Origin of the sequence: Pseudomonas sp. CF161 (assembly GCF_000416215.1) — a bacterium.
Lineage (GTDB): Bacteria > Pseudomonadota > Gammaproteobacteria > Pseudomonadales > Pseudomonadaceae > Aquipseudomonas.
In genome coordinates, this window is record NZ_ATLP01000117.1 from 53,190 (window position 1) to 68,190 (window position 15,001).

15 protein-coding genes and 1 other RNA gene are annotated in these 15,001 nt (G+C 60.2%); 15 read left to right on the forward strand and 1 reads right to left on the reverse strand.

Translation table 11 applies throughout. The features are described from left to right. Nucleotides 1–202 precede the first annotated feature (202 nt). The 5 genes from CF161_RS27700 to CF161_RS27710 all read left to right on the forward strand — a co-directional run bounded on the left by CF161_RS27700 (nucleotide 203) and on the right by CF161_RS27710 (nucleotide 3,760). Nucleotides 203–490, forward strand: a complete 288-nt coding sequence (locus CF161_RS27700) for a hypothetical protein (protein WP_020299941.1) — start codon at nucleotides 203–205, stop codon at nucleotides 488–490. An 88-nt stretch (nucleotides 491–578) separates the two neighbouring features. Next, nucleotides 579–972: a transfer-messenger RNA gene (gene ssrA / locus CF161_RS32550) on the forward strand. A gap of 495 nt (nucleotides 973–1,467) precedes the next feature. Beyond that, a complete protein-coding gene (locus tag CF161_RS32940; RefSeq protein ID WP_153050199.1) occupies nucleotides 1,468–1,845 on the forward strand; it encodes a hypothetical protein in 378 nt (125 codons plus the stop codon). 172 nt (nucleotides 1,846–2,017) lie between these two features. Further along, on the forward strand, nucleotides 2,018–2,341 hold the full coding sequence (locus tag CF161_RS27705) for a DUF2388 domain-containing protein (RefSeq protein ID WP_020299942.1): 324 nt from the start codon (nucleotides 2,018–2,020) through the stop codon (nucleotides 2,339–2,341). Between the two features lie 690 nt (nucleotides 2,342–3,031). Beyond that, nucleotides 3,032–3,760 (forward strand): LuxR family transcriptional regulator, encoded by a 729-nt coding sequence (locus CF161_RS27710; RefSeq protein WP_084471762.1) that lies wholly within the window; start codon nucleotides 3,032–3,034, stop codon nucleotides 3,758–3,760. Nucleotide 3,761: 1 nt separating this feature from the next. Here the strand turns inward: CF161_RS27710 and CF161_RS27715 are convergent, their stop codons facing one another. Beyond that, nucleotides 3,762–4,442: an acyl-homoserine-lactone synthase gene (locus CF161_RS27715; protein WP_020299945.1), complete on the reverse strand. Its 681-nt coding sequence runs from the start codon at nucleotides 4,440–4,442 to the stop codon at nucleotides 3,762–3,764. Between the two features lie 439 nt (nucleotides 4,443–4,881). Here CF161_RS27715 and CF161_RS27720 point away from each other — a divergent pair, with 439 nt between their 5' ends. From CF161_RS27720 to CF161_RS27765, 10 genes are read left to right on the forward strand one after another with little or no spacing between them, the layout of a single operon-like run. Further along, nucleotides 4,882–6,150, forward strand: a complete 1,269-nt coding sequence (locus CF161_RS27720) for a beta-ketoacyl-[acyl-carrier-protein] synthase family protein (protein WP_043230615.1) — start codon at nucleotides 4,882–4,884, stop codon at nucleotides 6,148–6,150. A 2-nt stretch (nucleotides 6,151–6,152) separates the two neighbouring features. Then, nucleotides 6,153–6,935, forward strand: a complete 783-nt coding sequence (locus CF161_RS27725) for a MaoC/PaaZ C-terminal domain-containing protein (RefSeq protein ID WP_020299947.1) — start codon at nucleotides 6,153–6,155, stop codon at nucleotides 6,933–6,935. A gap of 20 nt (nucleotides 6,936–6,955) precedes the next feature. Next, complete coding sequence (locus CF161_RS27730) at nucleotides 6,956–7,222, forward strand: phosphopantetheine-binding protein (protein WP_020299948.1); 267 nt, start codon at nucleotides 6,956–6,958, stop codon at nucleotides 7,220–7,222. 36 nt (nucleotides 7,223–7,258) lie between these two features. Then, nucleotides 7,259–8,158, forward strand: a complete 900-nt coding sequence (locus CF161_RS27735; protein WP_020299949.1) for a diiron oxygenase — start codon at nucleotides 7,259–7,261, stop codon at nucleotides 8,156–8,158. Continuing rightward, a complete protein-coding gene (locus CF161_RS27740; protein WP_020299950.1) occupies nucleotides 8,155–9,678 on the forward strand; it encodes an NAD(P)/FAD-dependent oxidoreductase in 1,524 nt (507 codons plus the stop codon). Before CF161_RS27735 ends, CF161_RS27740 begins: the two co-directional genes overlap by 4 nt. After that, nucleotides 9,675–10,514: an alpha/beta hydrolase gene (locus CF161_RS27745; RefSeq protein WP_020299951.1), complete on the forward strand. Its 840-nt coding sequence runs from the start codon at nucleotides 9,675–9,677 to the stop codon at nucleotides 10,512–10,514. Before CF161_RS27740 ends, CF161_RS27745 begins: the two co-directional genes overlap by 4 nt. Before the next feature lie 36 nt (nucleotides 10,515–10,550). Further along, complete coding sequence (locus CF161_RS27750) at nucleotides 10,551–11,306, forward strand: SDR family NAD(P)-dependent oxidoreductase (protein WP_020299952.1); 756 nt, start codon at nucleotides 10,551–10,553, stop codon at nucleotides 11,304–11,306. A 39-nt stretch (nucleotides 11,307–11,345) separates the two neighbouring features. Further along, nucleotides 11,346–12,851 carry an NAD(P)/FAD-dependent oxidoreductase gene (locus tag CF161_RS27755; RefSeq protein ID WP_020299953.1) on the forward strand — a complete coding sequence of 502 codons (1,506 nt, stop codon included), beginning with the start codon at nucleotides 11,346–11,348 and terminating at the stop codon, nucleotides 12,849–12,851. A 44-nt stretch (nucleotides 12,852–12,895) separates the two neighbouring features. Beyond that, a complete protein-coding gene (gene fdxA, locus CF161_RS27760; protein WP_020299954.1) occupies nucleotides 12,896–13,267 on the forward strand; it encodes a ferredoxin FdxA in 372 nt (123 codons plus the stop codon). Nucleotides 13,268–13,288: 21 nt separating this feature from the next. Continuing rightward, nucleotides 13,289–14,926 carry an NAD(P)/FAD-dependent oxidoreductase gene (locus CF161_RS27765; RefSeq protein ID WP_020299955.1) on the forward strand — a complete coding sequence of 546 codons (1,638 nt, stop codon included), beginning with the start codon at nucleotides 13,289–13,291 and terminating at the stop codon, nucleotides 14,924–14,926. Nucleotides 14,927–15,001: the final 75 nt, after the last annotated feature.

Consider the following 15,001-nt stretch of genomic DNA (forward strand, 5'->3'; position numbering starts at 1 on the left):
GAAAAGGGGCATTTTTTGCCCCTTTTTAGTGCCCCCAGTACCAGCCGGTTGGTTTTTTCATACCCGGGGCAAAAAAAACCGAATTCCTGCGCGCGGCTATAGTCATCTGCTTAGGCCCCAGTGAATGAGGCTTATAACCGACCTCGGCAGGTTGTCCTGATTGATCGGCAGCACCGAGACTCATCGTTCAAGGAGATACCTTATGAAGCGTTCTGCATTGGCTGGACTGTTCATTACTGCGGCAATGTTGGCCTCCCCGGTGTTCGCGGCCGCGCAGGAAGACCTGTGTCAGATCAACCTGCAAAAAATCCGCGACGCCAAAGTCAGCACTGAAGCCATGAGCGAACAACTGAGCAACGACATCGACGCGTCGGTTCAACAGGCAACCGCCGAGAAAGCCAAAGGCACCGAGGAAGGCACCAAGAATTGCATCTCGCTGACCACCCAGGCGATCCAGAAAATCCAGAACAACACCAAGGGCGATCAGTAAGCAACCGCTCAAGGTCAACCTTCGGGTTGGCCTTCTGAGCCCGGTTGGCGTACACTGTGTCGACCTGCTGGTTACGTACAGCAGGTTCGGGGCCGTTTAGGATTCGACGCCGGTTGCGAAACTTTAGGTGCATGCCGAGTTGGTAACAGAACTCGTAAATCCACTGTTGCAACTTCCTATAGTTGCCAATGACGAAACCTACGGGGAATACGCTCTCGCTGCGTAAGCAGCCTTAGCCCTTCCCTCCTGGTACCTTCGGGTCCAGCAATCATCAGGGGATGTCTGTAAACCCAAAGTGATTGTCATATAGAACAGAATCGCCGTGCAGTACGTTGTGGACGAAGCGGCTAAAACTTACACAACTCGCCCAAAGCACCCTGCCCGTCGGGTCGCTGAGGGTTAACTTAATAGACACGGCTACGCATGTAGTACCGACAGCGGAGTACTGGCGGACGGGGGTTCAAATCCCCCCGGCTCCACCAAACAAGCTACACAAATCAGGCACTTCGCGTTTATCGCAAGTGCCTTTTTTGTGCCTGAATGGGTGGCTTTGGCTCGGTTATGCCAGCTTAATGACAGCATTTTTAGTGGGTATGTAATGCCGCAACAAGTCAGCCCGACTTGATCGGCACGCTGGGTGTTCCTTTTTTCCAACCGAGTCGAGGGCATGCTAATTATTGCGACCGCGCGTGAAGGTCGGCAGGCAAATGCCCTGACGCAAACCTGGCAAGCCCACAGAGCAATCTGCTTTTGCTAACGCAGGACAATACGATGCCCCCCAACTGAACCTTGCAGCTAAGCAGGCGCATCAGTAGGGCTTTGAGGTACGCGTACGGGCATGCTCTCGATAAGCTTGCTGACCCATGGATGGTGCCCGCCACACACCGCGAACTCCGGTGCAGGCTATTGACTCGATAGGTGGCTTATAGCCATATATTCGATACATGCCGCTTGGCTTCGACCTGTGAAGGGAAAATATGAAATCACTTTTGCTCATTCCGGCGCTGTTTTCACTTGCGGTATCAGCAGCTGAGACACCTACGCCGCCGGGACCAAATCCCATGCAATTTACAGGACGCGTTTTTACGCTTGCGGCAAACGACCCGCTGGGGCAAATCAAACCTCCTGCAAAAATTGGATATACCGCATTGGTTCTGGATGAGCAGAAGACCGTTCGGACCGATATCGGAAATGTAGTCACTGCAGATCGTGTGCAGTTCGCGTTAGACGACGGAGAAAACTTGCCGAATGGAACCAGGGTGACGCTGGATTGTGGCTTCGTCATGGGAGCCGAGACTCATCACCACTTCGAGCCGCTGGTTTGTGGCCAAAGCAAGTTGACTGTATTGCGATAGAAGCCGCTATCCCGCTACTCAAGTTCGGCTTGACCAGGTTGAAGGCCTGGGAATCGGACTGATGCCCCATCGATCTGTGTCCTGTAGCCCGCCACTGCGCGGGCTTGTTGTTTCTGGCGATACCCTAATTTGCTATCGTCGCGACCTCGGATCGCAATGGAAGCAACGAAGAATGGACTCATGGAAGATGATGGTCGCCGCCCTCACGTTATCGATCAGCGCTCATGCCACTGAGCGGACCGATAATTCCTATGAAAAATCGATGATCATGATAACGCTAGCCCCAACCACGGTCCTTTCTGCAACCACTGGGTTTTCCGAGCTGGCTACTAAAAATTTCAAACCTGCAAAAGCCGACGCACTTGCGTTCGTCGGTTCTGATGGCGAGATTCGCGGCGCGCAGTTTGAGCAAGCAGTGCGGTATTACCGTTCGACATACGCCCCGCCCTTGATGACCGACCAACAATTGGCCCTGGCGATCGCTACTTCATTCTGAGGTAGACCTCCAAACTCTCCACGGCCACAGGTTTCTTGTTTCTCAAATGCGGCTCACCCCGCAGTCCAACGCCACACATCCGCGTCTTATTCAGGGTACGACGGGCGAAATGAGGGCGCGGCTGCAATCGGTCTGCTGGCCGGCTTCCAGACGCACCGGGCGCGGTTGGTCGCAGCGAATGTCCATGGCGCTGGCGGTGTTCAGCATGACCCGGGGGCCGTCCGGCAGGATGCATCCGTGGCGGTCGCGCTAGAGATCGCCGATATTCTGGTGTGGACTGTTAGGAAGGCCATGGGGCTTTTGTTGCTGGAGGCGTGAGGCAGATGATCCAAAGATGATCAACTTATGTTAAAAATCACCAGCGCGACTTGAGCAGAACAGCTCGGAAAAAATCACCGAACCGCGAGCAGCAATGCTCCGGATTTGGATTAAGGCAGCGCTTTTCAAGCTCAAACAGCAAGGTTGTTAAAAGCAAGTGTTTACTTCAACCGCTTGCTAAACAAACCGTCTAGTTAGTCTCGTCGCTTTATATTAGGCCTTGGTCGAATACCGTCTGTCCGCTTGTACCGGCATTTAACGTCTTGTATGTCAGTGGTATGTACGTACTTGCCCAACGTAATGAAAAATCTTGCATTGTCTTCAATGTTTGAGCAAAGTTCGCTTAATCCTGATGGATAATGAGCTCATGACATGGATAGTCAATTCAAATACGCTGATTTCGTCCCCGTCGACGAAGGTCATTCAAACGTCTGTTTACAATCTGAACTTGAAACGCTGCTGGGGGAGCTGCAAGGGCTAAGTTATGCCTACTTTGCGGTTCCTCGTAATCGTGAGGCGGCCCCGCTTATTGTTTCAAACTACCCTTTGCCCTGGCTTAAAGCCTATAAGGACGCCAGCTATCATTTGATCGATCCGATCATTCATCACGCGCTTAAAAGTTGTGCGCCCTTTTCCTGGGACGATGCGGTGCAAAGCGCGTCCTGTGAAAAGAGTCGGGAGTTTTTTCGCCGTTCCAGCCAACACCGGATCTGCTCCGGCGCCACCTTTATCCTGCATGACCCCTGCGGCCTGTTCAGCTCGTTGAGCCTTTGCAACAAAGGGCCGCAAGCCGATTTTGAGCGCCGCATGGCCGACCAGGAAGCGCAGATCCAGATGGCGTTGATCCGCTTTCATCGCCGGCTGCTGAGCCTGCGGACGGTCGATGAGTGGTTTGCCAAGCTGCAGAGCGGCCCGCTTTCGGCCAAGGAGATGGCGGTGCTCAAGTGGGTGATGATGGGCAAGTCCTACCGGGAAATCGCGCTGATCTGCGCGATTTCCGAGCGGACGGTAAAATTTCACATGTCCAACATCGCCGGCAAGCTACAGGTCTGCAATGCCAAACAGGCGGTTTATGAGGCTCAGCGCCAAGGCATCCTCTGACTCAGGCACTGACCCGCTCGGGCACGCCGAGCGGGCTGTCGCCAGCCGGCAGCGGGTGCGGCCACAGGCTGGCCTGTGCGGCTGACAGGGGCTGCTTGCGCGCGATAGTGGCTAGCAGACGCTGGCGATTCAGCTCGTTGACCGGCATGTCCAGCAGCAGCACTTTTTCCCCTGGCGAGGCTTCGCCGGTGTCCAGCACGTCGTAGTGCCAGCCGGCGTTGCGCACGATCCGCCCCATGGCGTTGCTGACCACCGTGATGATCGACTCCAGGCCCTTGGCCGCGGCGTAGTTGTGCATGCTCAAAAGCAGCATTTCGGTCAGCGGGACCTGGGCCAGGCCGTGGTGGCGTGAGCGGATCTTGTCGACGAAGAAGCGGCTGGATTCGGCCATCAGCGCATGTTTTGGCGGCTCACAGCGGAAAAAATCACGGAACGGCCCTTCGACCATATAGGGGTCCAGGGTGTTGATCAGCCGCAGGCCGGCCAGGGGAATGCTCTCCCAGGTGCCGATCAGGTAGGTGGTGCGCTCGTTGTCATATTCATCGAACTCGATGCCGTTGTTTACATTGACCTTCCAATTCAGGCGGTCGGCGAATACTTCCTTGCGCAGGCCATACAAGTCAGCGACCCAGGCATGGGGCGTCGCACTATAGTCAAGCGTGTAAAAATCGATGGCGTTCATATTATTAACGTTCTTCCATGAAGGTAGTACTTAAGTACTAAGTAGCGCGATAGGGACAAGACCGCCCGGCATTAACTTCCGCATATCGAAGATAACCCGACGACTTTCCTTAGTTTATCAATATCCGCTCAGCAGCGACCTGTACCTTAGTGCAGTTGGGGCCTGCGCACTTTGACTTTAATCACCTATCTGTACCTAGATACAGTTGTCCTGCCCTGGCAATTACGACAACTTATGCCCGGCAGTGGTTAAGCCCGGATGACGCCACACGCTGAACTTTCAATATTGGACGATTGTTCTAAGTTGCGCTCATCGCTTGTAATTGAAAGTACTCCATCTGCCTCTATCGCCCATTACGCCAATGACAGTCTGAGTGTCTGGATCAGGCTTCTTCATGCTGTGCGGCATTCAAGCCAAAGACATCGAAACAGGGAAGATCATGGAAAAGTCTGCTTCTTTAGAACCGCGCCGGGTCGTGGTAACCGGTTATGGCGCCATCTGCTCGCTTGGCGAGAATGCCGACGCTATCTGGGACGCGATGATGGATTACCAGGTGGGCTACCGTCAGCACACCTTCGATGATCCGAGCATCCACGCCCGTTACTTTGGTTTTATCGATGATTTCGGGCATGCGGCGATGCGTCCGTTTTCGAAGAAAATCTCCAAGATGTTGCCGCTGTTCGCCAAATACAGCCTGGTGGCGACCCACGAGGCGATCCGCATGGCGTTCGGTGATACGCCGCTGGATGAGATCGTCTCGCCCTTCGATCGCGGCGTGATCCTGGGCACCGGTTGGGGTGGCCTCGACACCGCCAACAACAATAACAACGAATACCGGGCCCACGGCATCTCCACCTCCTTCGCCACGGTGATGTCGATGTGCAATGCGGCCACGGCCGGCATCACCATGAACTGGAACATGCGCGGCATCCAGAACAGCCCGGTGGCGGCCTGTGCCACGGGCACCATTGCCATCGGCGAAGCGTACGAGGCGATTCGCAGCGGCCGCGCCAAAGTGATGATTGCCGGCGGCAGCGAGTCCCTCAAAGAGCAGTTCAACGTGTGGTCGGTGGATGTGATCCAGGCCCTGAGCAAAGAGCAGGAAAACACCCGCCTGGCCTGCTGCCCGTTCAGCAAGGGCCGCAGCGGCTTCGTGCTGTCCGAGGGCGCGGCGGTGCTGTGCCTGGAGGACTACGAGTCGGCCCGGGCCCGGGGCGCGAAGATTCTTGGCGAGATCACCGGCTACGCCAACTATTCGGATGCCTACGACATGACCGCCCCGGCCGAAGATATGCAGGCCCGGGTACGGGTGATCAATGAGGTCTGCAAGCAGGCCGGCGTGCAGGCGGCGCAGATCGACTACATCAACCTGCACGGCACCTCGACCCCGCTCAACGACGTCAACGAAACCCGCTCGATCAAGCTGGCCCTGGGGGACGCCGCGTACGGCATTCCGATGTCCAGCACCAAGTCCTACACCGGCCACCTGATCGGCGCCGCCGGCTCCATGGAAGCGGTGTTCTGCCTCAAGGCCATGGCCCGCGGCACCATCCCGGCGACGATCCACATGGATCAGGCCGACCCCGAGTGCGACCTCAACTACGTGCCCAACGAGCACCTGCATGGGCAGCGCCTGAACAACGTGATGAACCTGAGCTTCGGCTTCGGCGGCGCCAACGCCGGCATCATGCTGCGCAAGGTGGTTTGAGCATGCAGTTGCAATTTGCAGCCGAGCAGATCGAGGCCTGGGCCGGCCTCTCCGGTGATCGCAACCCGATTCACTTCGACCTGGAAGCGGCGCGCCGCATGGACGCCGCCGATGTGGTGGTGCACGGCATGCTCGCGCTGCTGCCGGTCAAGCAGCGCATGGGCCGCGTCAACCCGGTGCAGCCCGAGGACTGGATGCAGTTCAAGGCGCTGCTCAAGACGCCGGTGCTGCGCGACAGCCTGGTCGCGCTGTCGACCCGCGAGCGCAGCGACAGCACCGCGTTCAAGTTGCAGTCGAGCGTTGGCAACAGCGAACACATGATCGGCCACGTGCGCATCGTCGACGCGCCGCTCTGGTCCTCCAGCACCGCGGACTTCCTTCTGGCACGGGAGGAAGTGACGGCCTGGCTCGCGGAATTTCGCCAGGGCCTGGGCCAGGGTTTCGATGATTGGGTCGCGCTCGATGCGCTGATCTTTTCCCACTTCATTCGCAACCACATGGGGGTGGTCTTCGACTCCCTGTCAGCGCAGTTCCGCCAGCGGGAAAGACCCAACCGGCTTGAGGACCTGTCGGACCTGCTGGTGGTGCAGACCAGCCACCAGATCACCTTCTGCACCTCGCTGCGTTCCCTGGGCGGGTTGCAGACCGATATCCGCTGTGAGATCGGCAACATCAACCTGATCGAAAGCCCCGGCAAGGCCGTGGGCACCCTCGATCTTGGGGTGCATGTCAGCGATCGCCACGTCATGACCATCACCCTCGGGCTGATGGCAAAAACCCTTTAACCCCACCAAGGAGCTGTGCAATGACCACCGTAGAGAAAGTATTTGCCGTTGTTCGTGACCTCATTCTGGAACTCAAGGACGTCGACGAAAACGATGTGACCCTCGATACCAAGATCGAATCGATGGCGTTCGACAGCCTGGATTTCGTCGAGATGCAGCTTGTGGTGCAGAAGAAGATCGGCGTGGCACTGGATCCCGATTCGTTCGCCAGCCGCCAGATCGCCACGCTGCGCCAGCTGTGCGAATTCGTGGTCGAGGTCAAGGAATCGGCCACCGCACCTGCCTGACCGGCAGATCTACCGTTACCCATTAGGAGCAAGGGAATGTCCACGCTGACCAATAGTGTGCTCACCATTTCAGAGGCAAGGGAATCGAAGGTCCGCAAGCTGAGCGAGGTCTCGCATCACAAGACCATGGACCACGCGACCGTCTTGCCCTGGCATCAGGAAGTCGATCGCAGCCTTTATCCCAAGGACCCCAATCATCTGTGGATCAATGGCACGCGCTTCTGTGAAGGCCTGAGCGAGGCGCAGAAACTGGAGCTGGCCTGGCTGGAAACCGGCCGTGATATCTCCATGTTCATCTGGCTGGAGCAGACCATTCCGTCGTTGTACATGGGCTATATCACCCAGTTCCACGACCGCATCTCCCAGGACCTGCAGGAGTACCTGATGATCTTCTCCAAGGAGGAGATCGTGCATACCCTGACCTTCAAACGCTTCATGGTCAAAGCCGGCCTGGAGATCTGGAACCCGCCGGTCGGGCTCTACGAGTTGCTGACCGTGACCCTGCCGAAAATGGAGCCGGCGGTGGGCGTGCTGTTCACCCTGCTGATCGAGTGGGTGGCGGAAATGGGCGCGATGCACACCTCCCAGGGGCCTGGCATTGAACCCATGACCCGGACCCTGTTCCGTGAACACCACCATGACGAGGCCCGGCACATTGCCTTCGGTCGCTGGATCAGCGAGTCGTTCTTTGAAACGGCGAGCGCGGAGTCCATCGCCCAGGTGAAGGCCATGAGCCGTCGGATCATCCCGGCGCTGATCGACATGTTCACCTACAACCCGGAAATCGCCCGGCACACGTCGTTCGAGTTCCCGATCGCGATGGACGACAAGGCGAAGATCGAAGAAGTCTGGCGCTCGGACAGCAACGCCCGGATCAATGACGTGCGTTTCACCGAGATTTACGCCTGGGTCGACAAGCTGGGGTTGCGTCAATGAGCCAGCCGTCCTGGGACGCGATTTTCGTCGGTGCCGGGATCACCAGCCTGGCCTGTGCGGCCATGCTGGTCAAACGTGACCCTGGGGTACGCCTGCTGGTGATCGACAAGCATATTGTCGTCGGCGGGTATGCCTCCACGTTCAGCCGACCGAAGCAGGAGGCGGTGTTCGATTGCAGCCTGCACAAGCTCAGCGGCATGGCCGAGGGCGGCAACCTGATCCGCATCCTGCGCAGCCTGGAGCTGGAGGACACGCTGGACCTGGTCTATCCCGAGGACTACTTCTGCGCTTACCAGGACGGCACGCCATTGCCCCTGGCCAACGATGTGGACGACGCGCAACAGCAGTTGCTGCAGCGCTTTCCCCATCAGGCCGAGGGCATTGCAACCTTCTTCGAACAGGTTCGGACTTACGGGCGCAACGGCTATTACCAGTTCCAGATGCTGGAGGGCACCTTTGAGCCGGACATGGCCCAATTACGCTTCGCCCATCGCCACCTGAAGCAGAAGACCGTGCGCCAGGCGCTGCACGAGCTGTTCGACGACCCGTACCTGATCGAGATCCTGGCGGCGCCGGGCATCTACGTCGGCGGCTACTCCGAGGACCTGGGCTACCTGTATTACCTGCATGTGGTGTACGCCACCCTCAACCGGGGCAACGCCTATGTCAGGGGCTCGTCCCAGCACCTGTCCAACCTGCTGGCGCAGCGGATCGAGCAGGCCGGCGGGCAGGTGCTGCTCAGCACGGCGGTCGAGCAAGTGCTCACCGACGGCCAAGGCACCGTCACGGGGGTCAGCACCAAACGCGGCGTGTTCCATTCGCCGCGGGTGTACATCAACGCTTCACCGCACTACGCGGTGCAGTCGCTGTTCGCGGCGGACGTGGAGCTGGCCCCCACGCGGGAGAAACTCAGCGCGCTGAAACCGGCCCGCTCGACCACCACCGTGTACCTGGTGACCGACCTGCCACCGACGCAACTGGGCTTGCTGCACAGCGAGTCGATGTTGTTCCCCGACGACCCGGCCGTCGGCGCCGAGCTGCGCATGGCTGCCGAACGCAGCGGTTACGAGGCGGCGCTGAGTGAACGGGCCTTCTGGGAAATGTCGCCGGTCGAGGTCACCAACTATCACGCCCTGGACCCGGCGGCGGGCCTGGTGGTGTGCATCAACGTGCTCGACTCGATCGCCCATTGGCCGCAGCGCCGCACCGAACAGTACCGGGCCAAGAAACAGCGCGCCGGCGCCGTGCTGGTGGAGCGTCTGTTGCGCCAGGTACCGGGATTGCGCGGGCATGTGCTGCACACCGAGGTGGCCACGCCCCACACCTATGTGCGGTTCACCAACAACACCGACGGTTCGGGTTATGGCGCGATGGTGAGCACGGACCTGAGCGGCCATGTCTTCCATCACGGCTTCCCGGTGCAGGGCGTGCAGTTTCTCAGCGCCTGGGTGGCGGGTCCCAGTTACGAAGCGGCATTCGGTTATGCCGAGATGAAGGCCAGACAATGGAAACGAGCATGAGCAAAAACGAGCAATCGACGGGTTGGCTGGGTGTGGCCATTTCCAAGCTGTTCATCCGCACCATGTTCCGCCAGGTCCAGGGCTGGAAGCGCGACGTCCCCAGTCGCGCGGCCGGCTTTGTCGAAGTCGCGCGCGACGGCAGCCGGCTGGAGGGGGCGTCCCTGCGCACCACCGTCACGCACCCGCGGGGCGTGGTGCTGTTGTGCCACCCGTTCCTCAAGTACGGCATGCATTACTTCTTCGAGAACCAGCTGGACCAGGCGTTCCTCGACCAGGGTTATCACGTGGTCGCCTTCAACTTCAAAGGCTTCGGCCGCAGCACCATCGGCGGCCACGCCTTTGCCGACGACGTGCTGGCCATTGCCCGGCGGGTGCAGCGAGACAACCCAGGCCTGCCGATCCACCTGGTGGGCTGTTCGTTTGGCGGCTATCACCTGTCCCATGCCCTGGCCCGGGATACCACGCCCTTTACCTCGGCGGTGCTGGACAGTGTGCCGGTGTCGGTGCGCAGCTATTTCACCCGCGGCCCGCTGCGCCTGGCCATGCGCTGGATCAGCGGCAGCCGCCTGGCGGTGCCCACCGGCACCTGCGCCATCGACCACTCGTTGCGCAGCGTGGGCCGGTTGCCGATCGCCTATTTCTACGGGCTCGACGACCGCTTTATTCCGGCGGCCAGCGTCGCGGGGCTGAGCCTGGATTGCGCGGCGCTGCACCTGGTGGGTTTCGAAGGCTGTCGCCACCTGGAAAACCACAAGAAGCATCGGGACCGCTACTTCGAGGAAATCTTCGATTTCTTCCACCGTGCAGAAGCTAAAACCCCCGTCGTGCCCGCGTAACAACGGCAAGGACCCTCAGGCTAAAGGATGTAGATCATGGATGTTCAGCAGGCTTCAAACGGCAAATGGGTGCTGGTCAGTGGCGGCAGTCGCGGCATTGGCCGCGCACTGGTTTCGTCCCTGGCCCGGGAAGGGTATCAAGTCGCGTTCACCTACCAGTCTTCAGCCGACTCGGCGCGGCAACTGGAGCAGGAGGTGGCGGCCAGCGGTGGCCTGGCCCACGGCCACGCCTGTGACGGGCGCGACCATGGGTCGGTCGAGGCGGTGTGCGCACAGCTGGTGGAAACCCTCGGCGAGCCCTACGGCCTGATCAACAACATGGGGGTCACCGGTGACCAATTGCTGCTCAAGTTCGACATCGAGCGTTACCGCGATGTGATCGCGACCAACCTCGATTCGGCGGTGTATTTCAGTAAATGCCTGGCACCGGCCATGGCGGCCGAGCGCCGCGGCAAGATCCTGCACATGTCCTCGGTCAGTGGCTTCAAGGGCAACAAGGGGCAGTTGAGTTACTCGGCGACCAAGGCGGCGATGATCGGCATCACCAAGACCATGGCCCTGGAACTGGCGCGCTTCAAGATCAACGTCAACGCCATCGCCCCGGGGTTCATTGCCACCGAAATGGTCGAGCAGATCGCCGATCCGGTGCGCAAGTCGATCACCGACACCATTCCCCTCAAGCGCTTCGGTGAAGTGCGTGAAGTGGCGGCCCTGGCCAGCTTCCTGCTGTCGAACCAGGCCGACTACATCACCGGCCAGACATTCGTAATCGACGGCGGCCTGACGGTCTGATTGAGCTGTCCCGATCCGGCCGCAGAGCCTGGAGATGTAATGAGTCAAGAATACGATACGGTTTTCGTCGGCGCGGGCCTTGGCGCGCTGGCGAGTGCCAGCCTGATGGCGCAACGCGGCCAGAAAGTACTGGTGGTGGAAAAACACAATGTGCCCGGCGGTTATGCCAGCAATTTCCGGCGCAAGGATTTCAACTTCGATGTGTCCCTGCACTCGTTCGACGGCGTGGTGCGCGGCGCCGAGTCGTTCAATGTGATCGAGGCCTGCGGCGTGGCGGACAAGGTCGAGTTTCTGCATCACCCGACCCTGTACCGCTATCGCTCGCAGGACGTCGACATCACCGTCGGGCACCGCGACCTGGAAGGCTACAAGCGCGAGCTGTTCCGCTTCTTTCCCGAGGAAGTCGACAACATCAACCGCCTGTTCGCCGAGTCCCAGCGCAACTACAAGGACCTGTGCGGCTTCCTGTATTCGCGCAAACCGTTCTGGATGAGGCTGATGGCCACGCCCCTGGTCTACCCGCGGGTGCTCAAGTATGGCCACGAAACCGTGGACCACTATTTCTCGCGTTTCACCGCCAACGAACGCCTGAAGGAAGTGCTGTCGGCGCAGTGGAGCTACTACGGCCTGCCGGCCAAGGACCTGGCGTTCGGCTACTTTTCCTACCCCTTTATCGACTACCTGGAAAACGGCGGCTACTCGATCAAGGGCGGTTCCCAGGCCCTGTCCAACGCCCTGGTGGAAGTCATCGAGCAGCACGGTGGCCGGGTCGAGCTGGAGTCGGCGGTGAACCAGATCGTGATCGAGCGCGGGCGCATCAATGGCGTGGTGACGCGCAAGTCGGGGCGGGTCAAGACGCGCAATGTGGTGGCCAATATTTCACCCCATGCGGTGGTGGCCCTGGCCGGCGAGCAGCACTTCGACGCCAAGTACCGCTCGCGCCTGCGCCGGCTCAAGTTGTCGGTGTCCGGGTTCCAGGTCTACCTGGGGCTCGATTGCCCGCTCAGCGAGTTGGGCGTGGGCCCCGAGGAGTACATCCACTTCTTCGCCCCGGAGAAAACCCAGAGCGAACAGTTCGAGCACATCCAGGCCGGCGAGCTGCATGGCGACAACACCAGTTGGTCGATCAACTACTTCTCCAACGTCGATCCGTCGATGGTCCCGGCCGGCAAGTCGAGCCTGGGCCTGTTCACCCTGACCGGCGCCAAGGAGTGGCTGGCCCTGGACAAGCTCGACTACCGGCGCAAGAAGCAGGCACTCACCGAGCTGCTGATCGCCAACGCCGAACGGGTCATTCCCGGCCTGAGGCAGCACATCGAGGTCTGCGAGAGCGGCTCGCCCCGGACCATGACCAAGTTCACCCATAACCCGGCGGGCGCGATCTACGGCTTCGAGCAGAACACCCGGCAATCCGGGCTGTTCAACCGGTTCCCGCAGAAATACCCGGTCAAGGGGCTGTACCAGGTCGGGGCCTGGACCTTCCCGGGCGCAGGCTTCATCGGAACGATGCTGTCGGCGCGGTTGTTGGTCGACCGCTACTTCTGAGTGGCGCCCTCCCCCTGTCAAACCCGACTTTTACGAGACACACCATGACCTACGTAGTGACTGACAACTGCATTCAATGCCGCCATACCAGCTGCGTCGATATCTGCCCCGCGGATGCTTTCCACCTAGGGCCGAACTTTATCGCCATCAACCCCCAGGAATGCGTCGACTGTGGGCTGTGCCTGCCGGAATGCCCCGAGGAAGCGATCCAGCCGGAGAACCAGCTCGATGACAGCAACCGGCATTTCATCGAACTCAACGCCGAGCTGGTCCAGCACTGGCCGGTGATCCTGCAACGGATCCCGCCCCTGGCCAACCACGAACACTGGAGCCGCCAGCCGAACAAGCTGCCCCACCTGATCCGTGAAGCCGAGGCGGTCGACCCGACCCGCGACCACCACCTAGCCCATGCCTGATGCGCCACTGGAACCTATCCCATGCAAAGCTTTGATCGATTCAAGACCCTAGAGAGCGACACCTTTGACGTGATCGTGGTCGGCGCCGGCATCGGTGGCCTGACGGCGGCGGCAACCCTGGCCAATCGCGGCAAACAGGTGCTGGTGCTCGACATGCACTACGAAATGGGCGGCTGCGCCACGGTGTTCCACCGCAAGGGCAAGGACTACGAGTTCGATGTCGGCCTGCACTACATCGGGGACTGCGGCAAGCACGGCCTGATTCCGCGAATCCTGCGTGGCGCCGGGATCAATGACGGTGAAATCAAATTTATCGAGCAGGACCCGGAGGGCTTCGAGACCCTGTGTTTCCCTGCCTTCGAGTTCGCGGTGCCCCGTGGTTATGAACGCTTTCGCCAGAAGCTGCTGGAGGCCTTTCCCGAGGAGCGGGCGGGGATCAACCGCTACTTCAAGATGCTGCAGCAGGTCTGGGACTTCATGGGCATCCACTCGCGGCCGCTGACCGCGCTGTGGGTGCTGCCACGTTCGTGGATGCTGATGCGCCATGCCAAATCGACGGTGGCGCAGTTCCTCGACACCTGCACCCAGAATCAACGCCTGCGGGCGGTGCTGACCGGGCAGTTGGGGGTCTATCACCAGCCGCCAAGCCGCGCGACCATGGCCGGCCATGCGGCGGTGGTCAACCACTTCCTGCAGGGCTCCTACTACCCTTCGGGCGGTGGCCAGGTGTTCTCCGACAAGCTCGGCGAAGTGGTCGAGCGCAAGGGCGGCAAGATCCTGTTGCGCTCCAAGGTCGAACGCATCCTGATCGAGAACGGTCGCGCGGTGGGCGTCGAGTTCAGCAACAAGCACCTGGGCAAGCGGGTGGTCAAGGCCGACTCGGTGATCTGCAATGCCGACCTCAAGCAGTCCCTGCTGGGCCTGATCGGCCGTGAACACCTCAAGCCGCAGACCGTGCGCCGTGCCGAGCAGTTTGAAATGTCACCGGCCATGGGCGTGGTCTACCTGGGCATCGACATGGACCTCAAGGCCATGGGCCTGAAGAACACCAACTACCGCCTCTACCCCGGCTACGACTACGAGAAGGCCTACCGCGACGTGTTCGCCGGCGAGTTCCCCGACGAGCCCCATCTGTTCATCGGCAACGCGACGATGAAAGACCCGGACAACCCGGCCATCGCCCCGCCAGGCATCTACAACCTGCAACTGATGTCGGCCGTGCCCTCCACCCCCCACAGCTGGGGCGTGACCCAGGCTGAGCTGGACGATGGCAGCTACCGCACCAACCCGGCCTACCTGGCGAAGAAAGACCGCTACGCGCGCCAGTTGATTGCCCTGGCGGAACGGGTGATTCCGAACATGTCGGCGCACATTGTGTATCAGGAGGTCTCGACCCCGTTCTCGGTGACGCGCTTTATCGGCTCCGAAGGCGGCACCTCCTACGGCCTGGCCTTTACCCCGGAGTACTTCCTGCACAACCGGCCGGGGGCCAAGACCGAGATCCGCAACCTGTACCTGTGCGGCGCTTCCACCCGTACCGGGCACGGTATCTTTGGCGCCATGACCGGCGGCGTGGAAGCGGCCGCGGCGGTGTGCGGGCGTCACGTGCGTTACCAGGTGATGGACGTCGGCACCCGCGCCGAAGCGGCAACCAGCTGATCAAGTGGCTACCCTGAGCCCTGGCGCGGCAACGCCTCCGGGCTCAGGGTGGCCCTCGGGCCTCAAGGAGCGATG